The sequence below is a fragment of the Methylobacterium sp. UNC378MF genome (genome assembly GCF_900103195.1).
In the GTDB taxonomy this organism is placed as follows: Bacteria; Pseudomonadota; Alphaproteobacteria; order Rhizobiales; family Beijerinckiaceae; genus Methylobacterium.
Genome location: NZ_FMWU01000010.1, coordinates 68,467 through 84,092, shown reverse-complemented (window position 1 = coordinate 84,092; position 15,626 = coordinate 68,467). Strand labels below are relative to the sequence as shown.

Sequence of the window (15,626 nt, the reverse complement as noted above, 5' to 3'; positions counted from 1 at the left end):
CTTTCCGCAGCATGCTGATCTTCGAGTGGGTTGTCGGCGTCCTGTTCGGCGCCGTCCTTCTGGCCGGTCTGGCGCGCCGGCTGGGCGCACCCTATCCGGCCTTCCTGGCGCTGGGCGGGGTCGGTCTCGCCTTCGTGCCCGGTGTCCCGAACCTGCGGCTCGACCCCGAACTCGCCCTCGCGCTGTTCCTGGCGCCCGTCCTGCTCGATGCCGGCTTCGACGCCTCAGTCCGGGACATGAAGGACAATTGGCGCGCGGTGCTGGGGCTCGCGGTCGGCGCGGTCGCAGTGACCACGCTCGCCGTCGCGGTCGTGGCGCGGCTCGTCGTGCCGGACATGCCGATCTCCGCCTGCATCGTGCTCGGCGCAGTGGTCGCGCCGCCGGACGCGGTGGCAGCGCTGGCGGTGCTCAAGCACGCGCCGATGCCCCACCGGCTCGCCACGATCCTGCGCGGCGAAAGCCTGCTCAACGATGCGGCCTCCTTGTTGATCTACCGGCTCGGCGTGGCCGCCGCGATGGCCGGCACGTTCCACCCCGCCGAGGTGGCGCCCGCCTTCCTTCTGGGCGTCGTGGCGAGCCTGGTCGTCGGCCCCGTCCTCGGTCTGCTCTTCGTCGCGCTGACGCGGCGCGTGACGGACCCGGCGAGCGCGATCGTGATGCAGTTCGTCGTGGCCTTCGGGATCTGGCTCGCCGCCGAGCGGCTGGAGCTGTCAGGGGTCCTGACCATCGTCACCTTCGCGGTGACGGTCGCCCGGCGGGCGCCGGGCATCACGGCGCCACGCGCCCGGGTGATTTCCTACGCGGTCTGGGACACGGCGGTGTTCGTGCTCAACGTCCTGGCTTTCGTGCTGATCGGCATCCAGATCGACCCGATCCGGGAGCGGCTGACCGGCCCGGATGCGTGGCAGGCCCTGATCCTCGCAGGTGCCACCTTCGCCACCGTGGTGGTGACCCGTCTCGCCTGGGTGCTGCCGACCACGGGTATGCGCGGGCTCGGCCTCCGGCAGGCCGGCGCGCCGGCACGGCTCGGGCCGGGTCTCGCCCTGTCCTGGGCGGGCATGCGCGGCATCGTCACGGTGGCGGCTGCGCTGGCGCTGCCCGCCGCTTTTCCCCACCGCGATCTCGTGGTCTTCACCGCCTTCTTCACCGTGCTGGGCACGCTCATCGTGCAGGGCCTGACCCTGCGCCCGCTCCTCGCTTTCCTGAAGCTGGAGGACGACGACCCGGTCGGGCGGGAGACCGGCTGGGCCCGGGCCGCCGCCTACCAGGCCGCCCTCGACAGCCTTTCCGACGCCGAGGATGAACCGGCAGCCGACGCCCTGCGCGCGGAGTTCCGCGCGGCGCTCGCGGAGGCTGAAGCGCACGAGGAGGGCCGGGCGCCGGAGAGCCTCCCGGCGGATGCCGCACGTCGCCGAGCCGTCGAGGCCGCCCGCGATGCGGTGCTCTCCCTGCGGCGCCAGGGGCGGATCGGCGACGACGCCTATTACCTGCTGGAGGAGGAGTTCGACTGGGCCGAACTCAGCGCGACGCCGCGCGCGGAAACGTGAGTGCGGTATCCAGGGTCAGTCGCCGCCCTGATGCGCCGAGCAGGGGAATCGCTGATGACACACCGCGGGCAGACGCTGCGCGGCGCCGGGTCGCTTCACTGCGCGCGCGACGGCGGATGGCCGCGTCAGCGGAGCGCTCTCACACGCCGTTGCGCGCCGCGATCCGCGCCTCGATCGCATCCCAGACAGCCACCGACAGGTCCGGCCCGCCGAGGCGTTGAATCGCCCGGATTCCGGTTGGCGAGGTCACGTTGATCTCGGTGAGATGGCCGTCGATGACGTCGATTCCCACCAAGACCAGGCCCCGCCGCGCGAGTTCCGGGCCGATCGTCGCGCAGATCTCGCGCTCGCGGTCGGTCAGCTCCGACGCGGAGGCGGCACCGCCCCGGACCATGTTCGAGCGGATGTCGTTCGCCGCCGGGACACGATTGACCGCACCCATGGGGATGCCGTCGACCAGGATGATGCGCTTGTCGCCTTCCGTGACCCGGTCGAGGTAGCGCTGGACGACCCAGGCTTCGCGGAAGGTGGTGGCGAACAGGTCGAACATCGACCCGAAATTCGGGTCCTTCTCGGTGACCTTGAACACCGCGGCGCCGCCATGCCCGTGCAGCGGCTTCATCGCCACCGTGCCGTGCTCCAGTCGGAAGGCCTCGATCTCCGCCTTGTCGCGGCTGATCAGGGTCGGAGGCATCAGCTCGGGAAAGTCGAGAACGAACAGCTTCTCGGGTGCGTTGCGCACCTCGAATGGATCGTTGACCACGAGCGTCTGCGGGTGGATCCGCTCGAGCATGTGGGTGGCCGTGATGTAGGCCATGTCGAACGGCGGATCCTGGCGCATCAGCACCACATCGGCCTCGGCGAGGTCGATCCGCTCCGGCGGCGCCAGCGTGAAATGCGCCCCGTCGACATCCTGCACGGTCAGGCGTTCGACCCGCGCGGTCACGCGCCGCCCCTGCATCGAGAGCCGGTTCGGCGTGTAGTAGACGAGGGAATGTCCCCGCCGCTGGGCCTCCAGCAGCAGGGCAAAGGTTGTGTCGCCCGCGATCCGGATATTCTGGATCGGGTCCATCTGAACCGCGACGGTCAGGCTCATACCAAACGCCTCTCGCCAACGGCGGGCATCTCGACCCGATGCGGTCTCAATCGTCGGACAGCGACTTGCTGCCCGTGCGCTTGTCGTAGTCGCCGATCGCCGAGCGGCATTCGGGCGACAGGCGCTTGCGGTTGCGCATCATGCAGCGATCCGCATCCTGGCTGTTCGGGTCGACGCCCGCGCAGAGACGGAAATAATCGTTCGCACAGCCGAGCTGCAGACCCTGGTCCTCCCGCTGGGCATAGGCGGGGGCGGCCGTCAGCGCGAGCAGTGCGAGCGCCGCCGTGGCCAACCCGCCGCGGCGAGAGAAGCGCAGTGATCGTTCCGGAACCAGTCGCATTCAGCGGTGTCCTCAATCTCGATCGGGCGGAGAACCGACGCGGCAGTCCCGCCCTCGCCCGTGTCCGGCATATCGGTCGGGCCGGGCGGTAGGCAAGCGCGGGAGGTCGCCGCGGGTTCCGCGCAGGAACGTCGCGGCCACGCTTCACCCCAGTGTGGCGCGCAGGTCGCACCGGGCCGCGGCCCAAGCATGAGTGTCCGGTAACAAGAAGGCCCTGTCCGGGGTCGGACAGGGCCTTAAGTCGAAGGGAGGAAACGCCCGCCATGGGCGTGAGAGGCACAGCAATTCGCGCGCCAACTCCCGTCGCATACCATTTCCGCGGGCGAAGCCTGGAAAGACTCCGTTAACTACGTCGTGCTGGATTGTTTCGGTAGCCCTTGCCGACGCCCTCCGAAGGGCCCGGGCCAGATGCTCGGACCGCCGACAGGAGCCGGAGACCATGACCCTTTTCAAGCCGCAGGAGACCGGTGGACTCCGTCCGTCGCAGAACGCTGCCGATCCGACTCGCAGGGCTGCCCCGACCGCGTCCGCCACGCTGATTCCGTTTCCCGCCGCGGAGGCGCGGCCGACCTCGCGCGTACCGCGTTCCAGCGAGCGACGCGGCGAGATCCTGCTGTTCCTCGGCGTCCGCTACGAGCGCCTCGCGTCCTGAGGGCGCCAAGGCGCATATCCCTCCGGCCGCGCGACGCCATCGACGGTTACCCCATGTCAGTCCCGGATCGCCGGCCGTTCGACCGCACGCGCCTCGCCCTTCGTCTCGCCCCCTTCGGCGCGATGCTGGCGCTCCTCGCCGCCTGCACCCAGAGCGGCGATTTCGGCCGGCCGCGCACAGGCGTCTGGAATGGGCTCATCGACACGACAGGCAGCTTCAGCAGCCGCGATCGCGGGCGTCTGCTGCTTGAGTCCGGCCTCACCGACGACGAGCAGGCCCTGCGCGACCGCGCGTGGCGCTTCGTCGAGCCCGCCAGCAGCTTCGCGGCGTTCCAGGACACGGTGTTCGGCCTCGCCAGCGCCCACGCGCTCCCGCCGACATGGCGCTACGAGGAGGTCGGCGCCTATTACGAGGCCCTGACGGCGGAGCCGTCCCGCTCCCCGGTCTCCCGCTACCGGAAGCTCAGTGACGACGCGACCGCCGATGCGCGGCTGATCCCGATCTTCGTGGCGCTGGCCGCCCGCGTGATCGACGCGGATGCCGCACGACTGCGCAGCCTGCCCTTCGCCAAGACCCTCGACGATGCCGCAATGCGGGATGCCGTCCAGCGGGTGGCCGAGAACCGCTGCCTGATCGCCTGGGTGCGCTTCGAGGCCGGCCTGCGGCTCGCCCGCTACCGGTTCGCCCTGGAGCACCTGTTCGCCGCTGCGCCGGCGCCGGAATCGGTCTCGGCCGAGCGCTCCATCATGATGCTGGCCGCGCGCCGCAACTTGCTCGAACCGCTCCTTCCTCCCGATGCCGCGGCGCGATGCGGCCTCGGACCGGTCCCCACCCCGTTGCCGGTTGCGCAGGCGGGGCCGCTGGTGGTCAAGGACTGAGCGGCGGGGGGCAATCTTCCCGAAAACGCCCTGCGGATAAGGTCAGCGCCTGGGATCACCCAGCATAATCACACGCAGCGCCGGTCTCTTCCCGGCGGTTCGGCGTGGAACGTGAACGAATTTATCGAGCCGCATCGGCCGTGGGGGACTTCGCCTCACGTGCCGACATCGCCTCGGATACGTAGGTGAACGTGCCCCGCTCGAGCACCTCCTGCGCGGCCCGCGCCGGACCGCCGAGCGCCGCCTGCGCAAATGACCCGCCGACGCTGATCCGCTTCACACCGGCGTCCTGCAACTCAGCCACCGTGTGCTGCTGCCCCGACAAGCCCGCCACGACGTTGACCGGGCGGCTCACTGCGGCGCACACGGTCCGAACAGCGTCCGGATCCGGCAGGTTCGGTGCGTTCAAGACGTGCGCGCGCCTGCTCGAAGGCCTGCAGACGGCGAATCGTGCCGTCGAGGTCGGGCTTGCCCCACAGGTAGTTCTCGGCGCGCATTCTTCGGAGGCCTCACAGAACCCGTCTTCCGGATCGGCCGAGACGGGCAGATGGGTCGCCTCCACGATGGCGCGGGCATTCTCCAGAATCGCATCACGAGACAGGGCGGCGGTGGAGTCCCGGCGCCCGATGGAGAAGGCAAAGCCCGCGCTGGTCGTCGCCGGAGCCTCATATCCCAAGGCCTGCGGGATACGCGTCGAGCCTGCGTCCCACGGGTTCGGCATCACGAAGGCACCGGGCCGCTCGTGTAGCGTCAGGAAGGCTTTGTGTTTGGCATCCAGGCAGGACATGCGCATCTCCGTCTGAGGGCTGAACCTATCCCGGATCGGCACAAAGAGGGAACGACACGCGCCGGATCCTATCCGCCCTCCTCAGGAGATGCGGCCGTCAAGATCCGAGATCGGCCGACACGACGAGTCCGTTTCGACCTGCCGGCTACCGCCCCGTGCCCTTGCCGGACGCATCCTTGCCCGTCGCCGTGTCGTCCGCAGGCGTGTCGGTGGTGCAGGAGACGGCCTGGACCGCGGCATTGGCGGCGGGGCGCTGGCTCGGTAGGCTGGCGATCACCCGCACCACAACGAACCCGCGCGTGTCGGGCGCGACGATGCGCACGTCGCGGCTCGGGTCGTTCTCGTCGTCATCGGCGAGCGCCTCGTCGTACTGGGCACGGGTGAGGATCACGAGGTCGAGGGCACCGCGAACCGCCGCCTGATCGGTCACCGCGTAGAAGGCACCCCGGCGGCCATGCGCGGCGAGCGACAGAGATAGGGCCCCGGTGCGGGCCGAAACGCGCATCGGTCCGTCGGCGAGATTGTAGGCGCAGACACCCACCGCCACCGCCGGATCCGGGATCGGCAGCCATGCCTCGGCCGGGGAGGGGTCGTCACCAGTGGCAACCGTGTAGATCGATTGCGGATGGTCGAGGTTCTCACTGGTGCGGGCACGCGAGACGGCGTCGGTTTCCGACAAGGCGGGGATCGCCAGGACCGCCGCGACGTGGACAATCCCGGCGAGCACCAGGCCGATCAGCGTGGCGTAGACGAAGCGCAGGCTCACGGGGCGCATCCCAGGCGGGTGATGGCCGGCACGGAATTCCGATCGAGGGCTCCGACACTGGCGGCGACCGGGGTGTCGTAGAGGCGCAGAGCCAGACGCACGGGGCCGCTCGCCCGTGGACTCGGGAGCCAGTTCCCTGGCTGAACGTCCGGCGCCAGCATGATCGCGAACCGCCCATCCGCCGCGCGGAGCACTTCCGTGGAAGTGAAGCCTTCGCGCAGGGGCGCGCGCCCGGGCTCGCGCGGGCCACGGCCGGCCACCGTGACGGTCCAGGCGCGGGCGGGCGGCGTTGCGCCGCCGATCCGGTAGGTGCAGGTGGCGTCGAGAGCCTGCCCGGAATCGTCGACCGCCGCCGTGAGCAGCAGGCCTTCCCCGACCGCCAGAGGGATCTCCCCCCGCCGCGCATTGACCGCGCGCGTATAGGGATCGGCATTCGCGGCGCCAGCCCGTGGCCAAGCGGTCCAGGACCCGACCTGCACCCCGCCGAACGGATAGCCGCCACTCGTGGCCCAATCGGCGCTGGCGAGCCCGAGGAGGGCCCCCAACGCCAGGACGTAGACGGCGAGGCCAGCGATCGAACTCTTGCGCCAGAGGCGCAGGATGAACCGGACCGCGCCGTGACGTGGAGCACGGGCGGGCGAGGCCCTGCCGAATGCATCAGGGATCGTGAGCTTCATGCGCTCAGCGGACCTCGGTAAAGCCGCCGACCGGACGGCCGCCCTCGGCGACCTCGCGAAGCGGGCCGGACGGCGTCGCCACCGCCCGATCGCCGGGCTTCCGGCCGGTCTTCGGCGCGTCACCGGCGCCGGACCGCGCGTCCGAAGGCGATCCGGGCGAGCGTTCCACCGTCCGGAACAGGCCGTTCAGGCCGCTGATCACCTCGAAGGAGCGGCGCGAGAGCTTGCCGTAGGCGCTGGCGTTGGGGTCGATCGGGGCTGTAGGGCCGCCGGAGGCTTGCTGCTGGGCCGCGCGAGGGCTCTCCTTCAGGCCGGGCAGGCCCTTGATCTCGATGCCCCGGTGGGCTGGCTCCATCACGTCGTGCCAGGTCTGAGCCGGGAGCGAGCCGCCGGTCAGCTTGTTTGTCGAGGTGTGGTCGTCGTTTCCGAACCAGACGGCACCGACATAATTACCGGTGTAGCCGACGAACCAAGCGTCCCGGTAGGCGTTCGTGGTGCCGGACTTGCCGGCGACCTTTACGCCCTCCAGCTGCGCCCGCTTGCCCGTGCCCTCCTCGACAACCTTGTTGAGCATGAAGTTCATGTCGGCCACGACCTGGGGCGAGAGTACCCGGTCCGGCGGCTCGTCGGCGTGGCGGTAGATCACGTCACCGGACGAGTTCTTCACCTCGATGGCCGCGTAGGGCTTGGCACGGAACCCGCCATTGGCGAACACCGCGTAGCCGGCCGCCTGATCGATGACTGTCACCTCGTCGGAGCCGATCGGCATCGAGACGGTGTCGATCAGGTTCGAGGTGATGCCCATCTTGTGGGCGAGTTCGGTGATCTTCGCGCGGCCCGCCTTGGCCGCCCGGGCCTCGTGGGAGATGCCCATGGCCTTGCCCAGCGCAATGGAGATCTTGATCGGGATCGTGTTGATCGACTTCGCCACGGCGAGCCACATCGGCACCCGGCCAGCATAGGAGCGGCCGTAATTCTGCGGGCACCAGTTGCCGATGCAGACCGGGCTGTCGACCACCGCCGTGTCGGGCTTGAACAGACCGGAGGCGAGCGCGGCCGAGTAGACGTAGGGCTTGAACGACGAGCCGGGCTGGCGCAGCGCGTCGGTGGCGCGATTAAACTGGCTTTCGCCGTAGTCGGCGCCGCCCACCATGGCGCGGAGCGCCCCGTCGGGATCGAGGATCACCATGGCGGCCTCGTCGACGTCGTAGGCGTCGCCGGACTTGCGCAGGATGTCCGCCACCACCTCGTCGGCACGCTTCTGGATGGCGAGGTCGAGGGGGGTCTTCACCGTCAGCACGCGGTCGTTGCGCAGCTTCCCGGCATCGGCCATGCCCTTAATCTCGCCGAAGGCCCAGTCGAGGTAGTAGTCGGCGGTGATGTCGCGGGTCCGGGTCACCGGTGTCGCCGGATTGCGCAACGCCGTCTGGATCTGCCCCTCGGTGACGAATCCCGCCTCCACCATGTTGTGCAGCACGTCGGCCGCCCGGGCGCGGGCCGCCGGCAGGTTGACGTGCGGGGCGTACTTGGTCGGCGCCTTGAACAGGCCCGCCAGCATGGCGGCCTCGGCGAGGCTGATGTCCTTGAGCGGCTTGCCGAAATAGTAATCCGCCGCCGCGACCGCGCCGAAGGTGCCGCCGCCCATATAGGCCCGGTCGAGGTAGAGCTTCAGGATCTCGTTCTTGGTGAGATGGCTCTCGAGCCAGAGCGCCAGGAACGCCTCGTTGACCTTTCTTTCGAGCGAGCGCTCATTCGTCAGAAACAGGTTCTTGGCGAGCTGCTGGGTGATCGAGGAGCCGCCCTGCGTGCCGCCGCCGCCCTTCGAATTGTTGACCAGCGCCCGCAGGGTGCCGATCGGATCGATGCCCCAGTGCTCGTAGAAGCGCCGGTCCTCGGTGGAGACCAGCGCCTTGATCATGATGTCGGGAAAGTCGTCGAGCTTGAGCGAGTCGTCGTGCTTGATGCCGCGCCGCCCGACCTCGGTGCCGTAACGGTCGAGGAAGGTGACGGCGAGGTCCTGCTGCTTCAGCCAGTTCTCGCTGGTCAGCTGGAAGGCGGGCTGCGCCAGGGCCAGCATCAGCACCGCGCCGCCGGTCCCGATGGTGACGCCCTCGCTGGTGAGGTCCAGGGCGACGCGCTTCCAGCCGCGCACCGCGAAGCGGCTCATGACGCGCTGGAAGCGCTCGTAGGCGTTCCCGGTGGACTGGCCACTGTCGTACAGGCTGGCATTGACCCAGGCGTCGAACGCGAGCGCGGCGCGTTCTAGGCGGATCTTGATTTCGGTGAGCGTCGGCAGGCGCACGATGTCGAACCCGGCTTGTCGAGCGCCTCTGCGGCGGATCCTGGCGGCGGATGGTCGGGCGCCCGCGCCGCGGACACGGAACCTGCGCCGACGCCACCGCGCAGCGCCCGACGTCCATAGCAGGATCCGGACCCGTGGGCGAGGCTCTGCGCAGTCTCGCGAATCGCCGCGGACGAGCTTGGGCATAACGCACGAGCGCGCGATTCGGCCGCATGGGCCCGGCGTCCCGGCGCTCGTGAGGCGGCGGCCACGCTTGCAGCGGTCCTGTGGCTCGGGCAGAGAGGCGCCTCCCCGATCGAGAGACCATTCCGATGCCCAAGCCCGAGGCGCCGCGCCGCGGGGCGGTCGAGCCGTTCTGGCAGACCAAGACGCTCGAAGCCATGACCCCGTCCGAATGGGAGAGCCTGTGCGACGGCTGCGGCCGGTGCTGCCTGATGAAGCTCGAAGACGAGGATACCGGTGACGTCCACCACACCGATATCGGCTGCACGCTGCTCGACGGCCTTACCTGCCGGTGCCGCGACTATGCCCGGCGGCAGAAGCGCGTGCCCGATTGCGTGCGCCTGACGCCAGATGCGGTGCGGTCGATCGCGTGGCTGCCGCCGACTTGCGCATACCGGCTCGTGCGCGACGGGAAGCCGCTTTACCCGTGGCACCCGCTGGTCTCCGGCCGGGCCGCGAGCGTGCACGAGGCCGGCATCTCGGTTCGTGGCCGGCTCTCGGGCAACGAGGAGGAATTCTCGGATGACGAGTTGCCAGACCGGATCGTGGACTGGCCGGCCCTCGATCCCAGTGCCGGCTGAGACGACAGGCGCGGAACTCCGCCGCGGGAGATCCTTTCGCTCCGGGTCCAGGGTTCCCGCGGGCTGTAAGCGGATCCGCGCTTCAGCAAGAGCGTCCTATCCGGTCCCGACCTGACGGCCCAGCAGCCTGCCGCCCGCCAATCCGTTCGCCGCGATGACGAGGGTGACCGCCGCCGCGTGGATCAGAAGATCCGTGGCGGTGGCGTCGTGCGGGTGGACCGGCATCAGCAGCGCCGCCGCCGCTGCGGCCACCGCAAGCCCGCCGAGGGCGGCCGTGAGGTTCGGTCGCAGCGGGCAGGCGCGTCGCAGCATCACGACGATCAGCACCGACAGCGGGACTGAGACGCAGATCAGGAAGCTGAAGCAGCCTGAGACCGCATGCGCACCGGGTATGTCGGCCCCCGGGGCGATCCATTCGCGCAGGCAGCCCAACCCACTCGCGCCGATCCAGAGGACGAGAGGCGGAAGCGGCAGCAGGGCCCAGCGGCTGGAGCGGCCCGGCACGCTGGTGGCGAAGGCCGCGAAGGCGGCGGCGATCGCCGTCAGCACGGCGCCGATCGCCGCAAAGGCCAGGTCCGGCACGTGCATGCGCAGCATGAAGCCACCCGTGCCGTTCCAGGCGGCAAGAATCAGCCCAACCCCCAGCGTCGCGCCGAGCCACAGGGCCGCGCGAGCCTCCGGGGCAGGGAGGCGTCGCACAGGTTCGAGCCGTCCCGCGAGCTCCTCGACGAGCCGCTCGTGACGAGACAGGTCGACGCCGGCCCAGTTGCTCCCTTCTCCGGGCATCACTCCCGCTCCTGCGTCAGGCTGGCCCGGAGCGCCTTCAGCGCCCGGTGCAGGTTCACCTTGAGGGCCCCCTTGCTCCGGCCGGTGAGCGCGGCTGTCTCGTCGAGCGACAATTCGCGCAGGCCGAGATGCTCCACCGCCTGCCGCTGTCCGTCGGGCAGGGCCGCCACCGCGCGGGCCAGGGCGGCGGCCCGGTCCCGTGCCTCGAGCCCCTGCCCGGGAGCCGGGCCCGGATCGACTTCAGCCTCGTAGGCCAGGGGATCGTTGACCTCTCTGGGACGCCGCCCGGCGTGCCGCAGCCGATCGATCGCCCGACGCTGGGTGATGGCGCGCAGCCAGGGCATGAAGGGGCGGGCGGGATCGTAGCTCGCCCGAGCCCGGTGGACCGTCATCAGCGCATCCTGCACGACATCGTCCACCGCTTCGCCGCGCACGCCCTGCGTCCGCGCGATCGCCGAGACCACCGGCAGGCAGGCCTTCAACAGGGCACGATAGGCGGCCGCGTCACCGCCCTGCGCCGCCGCCATCAGGGCTGCCAGTTCCTGTTCGAGCGCCATCCGGGCTCCGCCGTCGTTCCGCCCCCCGGCCAGCGCCGTATCTACCCCGTGGTCCGATCCCGACGCCAGGGCCCAGCTGCGCGCGGCCATCCCGCCCGGAACGGCGAGGATCATCGCACGGCCTCCCGGACCGTCCCGGCAGGGGCCGCAGCGAGGCGCGCGGCGCCAAGGATGCGCCCGTCAACGGCCTGAAGCAGCAGGGCCGCACTCGCGCCTTCGGGGCGGGTCGACGTGAAGGTCGCGGCCGTACCGGACCAGCGTCCGAGATCCTGAAGCGAGCGGACGATGTTGGCCTGCTCGATGGTGCGGCCGGCATTCTCGCCGCGCAGCACACGTGTGGTGTGGCTCGGATCGTATCCGATCAGCAGGACGCGTGCGCTGTCCGTCCCGGCGCCGGTGCCGGCCCCGATCTGCGCGACGACGCGCTCGCCGTCGCGGCCGAGCGTCACGGGAATGCCGGGGCCGGTCTCCTGGACCCGGGCGATCGCGGCACGCAGGCCGACCTCGTCGGACCCGACCAGCCCGATTCGCCCGTCGATCACCGCCTGCGGCGTGTAGGTGGGTCCGCCGAAGCGGGCCGCGTAAGCCTCCTGGCGCGCGCTCGCGGCCGGCAGGGCAAAGGGGTCGCGCCAGTTCAGATGGTTCCAATAGGTGACGTGGAACGCGAGCGGCAGGACGTCGCCCCGCTCCCCAGCCGTCTCGCGCGCGAGACGGCCGATCAGCGCCTCCGCGGGCGGGCAGGAGGAGCAGCTTTGCGAGGTGAACAATTCGACAACGACGGGGCGCTGCGCCGCCGTGGCCGGACGGAGGCCGGCAGAGAGCAGAGCGGCGGCGATCAAGAGGGTAGGGCGCATGGCCGGAACTCCCGCACGCCGGCAGTTCGAATCCAGCGTACCAGCTTCTTCGGCGGGACCACGACGACGGTTACGCCGGCAGCTCGAGTTCGAAGGCGTCAACGTCGCGCAGCAGCGCGACGAAGGCCCGGGCGCCGTGGTCCAATGCCACGCGGCCGGCCTCGGCGGTTCCGAGCCGCGCATCGCCCATGGCGCCGGAGGCCTGGAGGTCGCCAGCCTTCCACGCGAAGGCGGCAGGGCGGCCAGCGCGCAGATGGGTAAAATCGCGGATCATCGCCAGCGTGCGCGGCGGGAAATCGGCGATCCGATCGGTCCGGACGAGATCCGGCCGCAGGGCCAGCATCAGCGCCGTCTCGATGCCGCCGGCATGGATGCCGTGCGCGATCTCGTCCACCGGGAACAGTCCCTCGGGATAGCCGAGCCGCGCCCAGGATGTCGTCACCGCCACCATGTCGAACCGGGCGCGCAGGTCGCCCGCCACGAGGTCGATGAGCGCGCTGTTGCCGCCGTGGCTCGTGACGATCACCAGCTTGCGGCAGCCGGCACGGTGAACGGCGGCGCCGATCCCCGTCCAGGCGGCGAGCGCCGTTCCGGTTTCCAGCGAGAGCGTGCCCGGGAAGGAATCGTGCTCGTCGGACTTGCCCACCGGCTGGACCGGCAGCAGCAGCACGTCGAGATCCGTCGGCGCGTGGTCGCGCACCCGGGCGAGATAACCCTCGGCGATGATCGTGTCGGTGGCGAGCGGCAGATGGGGGCCGTGCTGCTCGATGGCGGCCACCGGCAGCACCGCGATCGCCCGCCCCATGTCGCGGTGGGCCAAGTCTTCAGTGGTCAGCTCGGACCAGAACCGCGCCGTCATTCCTGCCGAGGCCTCCTGCCGGCGCCGCCGAGCAGCGGCGGATCCGGAAGGCGATCTAACCGGCTGGTCGCCGCCAAGTCGAATGTCATATCGCCGGCCGAGGCTCAGCCGGCTGAGACCGCGTCAAGCGAACAGCGCGTCGATGTCGTCCTGAGACGGCATAGCGTCCACGGCCTGCGGGCCGTTCAACATGAGATCCTCGGCCCGGGTGCGCCGGGCGCGCTCGGCCGGGTCCAGCGAGGCCGCATCGCGGGCCTTCACGGCGCTGACGAATCGGTCCAGGCGCTGCTCGAACAGTCTCAGCGACTCCACCACCTTGGCGATCCGCTGGCCGGTGATGTCCTGGAACGCGCAAGCTTCGAAGATCGTGTTGATGCGCTCCTCGACGGCCTCGCGGTAGCCTGTCCCGTCGGGCAGGCCGAGCATCGCCTCGGCGGCTTCCATGATCGTGTTGGTGGCGCCCGCCGTCGCCGTGACGACGCTGCCGAGTTCCTCGTGCGCCATGGGGATCCGGTCGCGGCTCATCTCGTTCGCGCGCAACGCACCGATCTCCTCGCGGAGATGGGCGATGTAATCCGCAATCTCGATCAGCTCGGCGATCACCGTCTGCGGTTCCCGAAACCGCAGATCGGCCTGCCGGGCAGCGGCTGACGACATGCTCTCCTCCTCGGATCTGTGGCCGTCCTGTCCGGCCACACCACGTCTCGGAATCGGGCGCCACAGCGGCGATCCGGTCGGACGGTGCGGGGACGAAGTAGGGGGCCGGTCAGCTCCCGCAGACTGCCTCGATCTTCGACTTCAGCGTGGCCGCGTTGAAGGGCTTCACGATATAATTGTTCACGCCGGCCTTCTTTGCCGCAATCACGTTCTCGGTCTTCGATTCGGCGGTGACCATGATGAACGGCGTCGTCCGAAGATTTTCGTCGGCCCGCACGTGCCGGAGCAGCTCGTAGCCCGTCATCGGCTCCATGTTCCAGTCGGAGATGACCAGGCCATATTTGCGCCCCTTCAGTCGCGCGAGCGCCTCGGTCCCGTCGGAAGCATCATCGACCTCTTCGAAGCCGAGCTGCTTCAGTAGATTGCGAATAATGCGAACCATCGTCTGGTAATCGTCGACAACGAGGATCGGCATGCTCAGATCGAGAGCCATCGAACAACTGCTCCGTATTGCCCGGCGGGAAGCCGCGGCGGCTCCCGGATAGATTAACGCTTCGCTAACGCTGCAATTTAGCTGCGCTGCACAGCTTTTCAAATAGGGCATCCGCATTGCGAAGCCGTTAATCGGCGCGGCCGGCCCACAACGCCGATGCCTGCGGCGCGGAGGCGCGCACGGACGCCAGGGCATCGCTTGACCCTCCGGGCACCTTTCGGCAGGGTCCGGCGGCGTCGGGCCCCTCGCGGATCTGTCAGGCGACCCCATCCGACTCTTCCAGGCACTCGACCCCGAACCGATGGCCCCAGGCGACGACACGGCCGCGCGGCCCTTCACGATCTGCCGCGCCGACGCGCCAGTCCCCGCGGCCCTCGCCGGGGCCGTGGCGGCGATCGGCAATTTTGATGGCGTCCATCTCGGCCATCGGATGCTCGTCGACATCGTGCGTGCCGCGGCCCATGCCGCCGGTCGGCCGGCCGCCATCCTGACCTTCGAGCCGCATCCGCGGGCCTATTTTGCGCCCGACGCGCCGATGTTCCGGCTGACCGGCCTCGCCGCCAAGGAAATCGTGTTCGCGCATCTGGGCCTCGACGGGCTGATCGTGCGCCGATTCGACGGGGCTCTGGCCGAGACCGGGGCTCGCGCCTTCGTGCTCGACTTCCTGAAGGGGTCCCTGGCCCTCTCCGGCGTGGTCGTCGGGCACGATTTCCATTTCGGCCGCGGCCGCGAAGGTACGCCTGCGATCCTCGCCGAACTCTGTCGCGAGGCGGGGATGATCTGCCAGATCGTGGCACCGGTCGCCCTCGGCGGCGAGACCGAGCCGGTTTCGTCGAGTGCGATCCGTGCGGCGCTTGCGGCCGGCGACGTCGTCCGCGCCAACACGCTTCTCGGCTACCGCTGGTTCGTCCTTGGCGCGGTCCGACACGGCGACAAGCGCGGCCGGCAGCTGGGCTTTCCCACCGCCAACATGATGCTGCCCGATTGCGGGCTGGCGCACGGCATCTACGCGGTGCGGGTCCGCTTGGCCTCGGGCGGATTCCACGGCGGCGTGGCGAGCTACGGGCGCCGTCCGACGTTCGATGACGGCGCACCGCTGCTGGAGACCTATCTCTTCGACTTCTCCGGCGATCTCTACGGGCAGGACATCGCTGTGGAGTTCGTCAGCTACATCCGCGGCGAGGAGCGGTTCGCCAGCGCCGAGGCGCTTGTCGAGCGTATGCATATCGATGCGGCCGCGGCGCGGGCGATGCTGGCGCGGGATGAGACCCCATCGATGCTGACCTAAGCCACGCGGGCATCGCGGGGCGCGCGGATCGTGTAGAAGGCATCAACGGGCAGGAGGCGGACGTGCTGGGTCGTTACGAGCGCGGGAACAACGGCGAGGCGGTCGTCGAGTACGGCGATGGCACCATGCGGGTGGTCAAGCCCGGCAGCTTCGTGCGCTGCGCGGTGACTGGCGAGCCGATCGCGATCGACGCGCTGCGCTACTGGAGCGCGACCCGCCAGGAAGCCTATGCCTCCCCTGAGGCGATCCTGAAGCGGCTGAAGGAAACCGGGCGCCCCTGACCG

17 protein-coding genes and 1 pseudogene are annotated in these 15,626 nt (G+C 69.9%); 6 read left to right on the top strand and 12 right to left on the bottom strand.

What is annotated here, in order from left to right:
* Positions 1-11 precede the first annotated feature (11 nt).
* Positions 12-1,547 (top strand): cation:proton antiporter, encoded by a 1,536-nt coding sequence (locus BLT59_RS12315; protein ID WP_091779916.1) that lies wholly within the window; start codon positions 12-14, stop codon positions 1,545-1,547.
* 139 nt (positions 1,548-1,686) lie between these two features.
* On the opposite strand, the gene gshB is transcribed toward BLT59_RS12315, so the two are convergent.
* On the bottom strand, positions 1,687-2,643 hold the full coding sequence (gshB, locus tag BLT59_RS12310) for a glutathione synthase (RefSeq protein ID WP_091779913.1): 957 nt from the start codon (positions 2,641-2,643) through the stop codon (positions 1,687-1,689).
* 46 nt (positions 2,644-2,689) lie between these two features.
* A complete protein-coding gene (locus BLT59_RS12305; protein WP_091779910.1) occupies positions 2,690-2,983 on the bottom strand; it encodes a hypothetical protein in 294 nt (97 codons plus the stop codon).
* A 439-nt stretch (positions 2,984-3,422) separates the two neighbouring features.
* Between BLT59_RS12305 and BLT59_RS12300 the strand changes: the two genes are divergently transcribed.
* Positions 3,423-3,635 (top strand): hypothetical protein, encoded by a 213-nt coding sequence (locus BLT59_RS12300; RefSeq protein ID WP_091779906.1) that lies wholly within the window; start codon positions 3,423-3,425, stop codon positions 3,633-3,635.
* Between the two features lie 53 nt (positions 3,636-3,688).
* Positions 3,689-4,513, top strand: a complete 825-nt coding sequence (locus BLT59_RS12295; protein WP_175544004.1) for a hypothetical protein — start codon at positions 3,689-3,691, stop codon at positions 4,511-4,513.
* 121 nt (positions 4,514-4,634) lie between these two features.
* Here the strand turns inward: BLT59_RS12295 and BLT59_RS12290 are convergent.
* From BLT59_RS12290 to BLT59_RS12275, 4 genes and pseudogenes are all read right to left on the bottom strand, one after another.
* Positions 4,635-5,300, bottom strand: a pseudogene (locus BLT59_RS12290) (isocitrate lyase/phosphoenolpyruvate mutase family protein).
* 145 nt (positions 5,301-5,445) lie between these two features.
* A complete protein-coding gene (locus BLT59_RS12285) occupies positions 5,446-6,075 on the bottom strand; it encodes a DUF1254 domain-containing protein (RefSeq protein ID WP_091779902.1) in 630 nt (209 codons plus the stop codon).
* Positions 6,063-6,743 carry a DUF1214 domain-containing protein gene (locus BLT59_RS12280; protein ID WP_091779899.1) on the bottom strand — a complete coding sequence of 227 codons (681 nt, stop codon included), beginning with the start codon at positions 6,741-6,743 and terminating at the stop codon, positions 6,063-6,065. The genes BLT59_RS12285 and BLT59_RS12280 overlap by 13 nt, the downstream gene beginning before the upstream one ends.
* 4 nt (positions 6,744-6,747) lie before the next feature.
* On the bottom strand, positions 6,748-9,045 hold the full coding sequence (locus tag BLT59_RS12275; protein WP_091779896.1) for a transglycosylase domain-containing protein: 2,298 nt from the start codon (positions 9,043-9,045) through the stop codon (positions 6,748-6,750).
* 311 nt (positions 9,046-9,356) lie between these two features.
* Between BLT59_RS12275 and BLT59_RS12270 the strand changes: the two genes are divergently transcribed.
* Positions 9,357-9,848 carry a YcgN family cysteine cluster protein gene (locus BLT59_RS12270; protein WP_091779893.1) on the top strand — a complete coding sequence of 164 codons (492 nt, stop codon included), beginning with the start codon at positions 9,357-9,359 and terminating at the stop codon, positions 9,846-9,848.
* Positions 9,849-9,944: 96 nt separating this feature from the next.
* On the opposite strand, the gene BLT59_RS12265 is transcribed toward BLT59_RS12270, so the two are convergent.
* The 6 genes from BLT59_RS12265 to BLT59_RS12240 all read right to left on the bottom strand — a co-directional run bounded on the left by BLT59_RS12265 (position 9,945) and on the right by BLT59_RS12240 (position 14,054).
* Entirely contained in the window at positions 9,945-10,634 is a 690-nt protein-coding gene (locus BLT59_RS12265) for an NrsF family protein (protein ID WP_091779890.1), read from the bottom strand.
* Positions 10,634-11,305 (bottom strand): RNA polymerase sigma factor, encoded by a 672-nt coding sequence (locus BLT59_RS12260; RefSeq protein ID WP_244513957.1) that lies wholly within the window; start codon positions 11,303-11,305, stop codon positions 10,634-10,636. Before BLT59_RS12260 ends, BLT59_RS12265 begins: the two co-directional genes overlap by 1 nt.
* Positions 11,302-12,045, bottom strand: coding sequence for a DUF1223 domain-containing protein (locus BLT59_RS12255; RefSeq protein WP_091779887.1), 744 nt, complete (start codon positions 12,043-12,045; stop codon positions 11,302-11,304). The genes BLT59_RS12260 and BLT59_RS12255 overlap by 4 nt, the downstream gene beginning before the upstream one ends.
* Before the next feature lie 70 nt (positions 12,046-12,115).
* A complete protein-coding gene (locus BLT59_RS12250) occupies positions 12,116-12,904 on the bottom strand; it encodes a creatininase family protein (protein WP_091779884.1) in 789 nt (262 codons plus the stop codon).
* A 123-nt stretch (positions 12,905-13,027) separates the two neighbouring features.
* The gene (locus BLT59_RS12245) at positions 13,028-13,561 is read right to left on the bottom strand and encodes a protein phosphatase CheZ (protein ID WP_091779881.1); all 534 of its coding nucleotides are present in this window, start codon (positions 13,559-13,561) and stop codon (positions 13,028-13,030) included.
* A 109-nt stretch (positions 13,562-13,670) separates the two neighbouring features.
* Positions 13,671-14,054, bottom strand: a complete 384-nt coding sequence (locus BLT59_RS12240; RefSeq protein WP_012317888.1) for a response regulator — start codon at positions 14,052-14,054, stop codon at positions 13,671-13,673.
* Positions 14,055-14,355: 301 nt separating this feature from the next.
* Between BLT59_RS12240 and BLT59_RS12235 the strand changes: the two genes are divergently transcribed.
* Positions 14,356-15,342, top strand: coding sequence for a bifunctional riboflavin kinase/FAD synthetase (locus BLT59_RS12235; protein ID WP_091779877.1), 987 nt, complete (start codon positions 14,356-14,358; stop codon positions 15,340-15,342).
* Between the two features lie 62 nt (positions 15,343-15,404).
* Positions 15,405-15,623 (top strand): DUF2093 domain-containing protein, encoded by a 219-nt coding sequence (locus BLT59_RS12230; protein ID WP_091779874.1) that lies wholly within the window; start codon positions 15,405-15,407, stop codon positions 15,621-15,623.
* Positions 15,624-15,626 lie beyond the last annotated feature (3 nt).

Coding starts and splice junctions, on each gene's coding strand:
- BLT59_RS12315 (WP_091779916.1), top strand. CDS start 12: ATGCTGATCTTCGAGTGGGTTGTCGGCGTCCTGTTCGGCGCCGTCCTT.
- gshB (WP_091779913.1), bottom strand. CDS start 2,643: ATGAGCCTGACCGTCGCGGTTCAGATGGACCCGATCCAGAATATCCGG.
- BLT59_RS12305 (WP_091779910.1), bottom strand. CDS start 2,983: ATGCGACTGGTTCCGGAACGATCACTGCGCTTCTCTCGCCGCGGCGGG.
- BLT59_RS12300 (WP_091779906.1), top strand. CDS start 3,423: ATGACCCTTTTCAAGCCGCAGGAGACCGGTGGACTCCGTCCGTCGCAG.
- BLT59_RS12295 (WP_175544004.1), top strand. CDS start 3,689: ATGTCAGTCCCGGATCGCCGGCCGTTCGACCGCACGCGCCTCGCCCTT.
- BLT59_RS12285 (WP_091779902.1), bottom strand. CDS start 6,075: ATGCGCCCCGTGAGCCTGCGCTTCGTCTACGCCACGCTGATCGGCCTG.
- BLT59_RS12280 (WP_091779899.1), bottom strand. CDS start 6,743: ATGAAGCTCACGATCCCTGATGCATTCGGCAGGGCCTCGCCCGCCCGT.
- BLT59_RS12270 (WP_091779893.1), top strand. CDS start 9,357: ATGCCCAAGCCCGAGGCGCCGCGCCGCGGGGCGGTCGAGCCGTTCTGG.
- BLT59_RS12265 (WP_091779890.1), bottom strand. CDS start 10,634: ATGCCCGGAGAAGGGAGCAACTGGGCCGGCGTCGACCTGTCTCGTCAC.
- BLT59_RS12260 (WP_244513957.1), bottom strand. CDS start 11,305: ATGATCCTCGCCGTTCCGGGCGGGATGGCCGCGCGCAGCTGGGCCCTG.
- BLT59_RS12255 (WP_091779887.1), bottom strand. CDS start 12,045: ATGCGCCCTACCCTCTTGATCGCCGCCGCTCTGCTCTCTGCCGGCCTC.
- BLT59_RS12250 (WP_091779884.1), bottom strand. CDS start 12,904: ATGACGGCGCGGTTCTGGTCCGAGCTGACCACTGAAGACTTGGCCCAC.
- BLT59_RS12245 (WP_091779881.1), bottom strand. CDS start 13,561: ATGTCGTCAGCCGCTGCCCGGCAGGCCGATCTGCGGTTTCGGGAACCG.
- BLT59_RS12240 (WP_012317888.1), bottom strand. CDS start 14,054: ATGGCTCTCGATCTGAGCATGCCGATCCTCGTTGTCGACGATTACCAG.
- BLT59_RS12235 (WP_091779877.1), top strand. CDS start 14,356: ATGGCCCCAGGCGACGACACGGCCGCGCGGCCCTTCACGATCTGCCGC.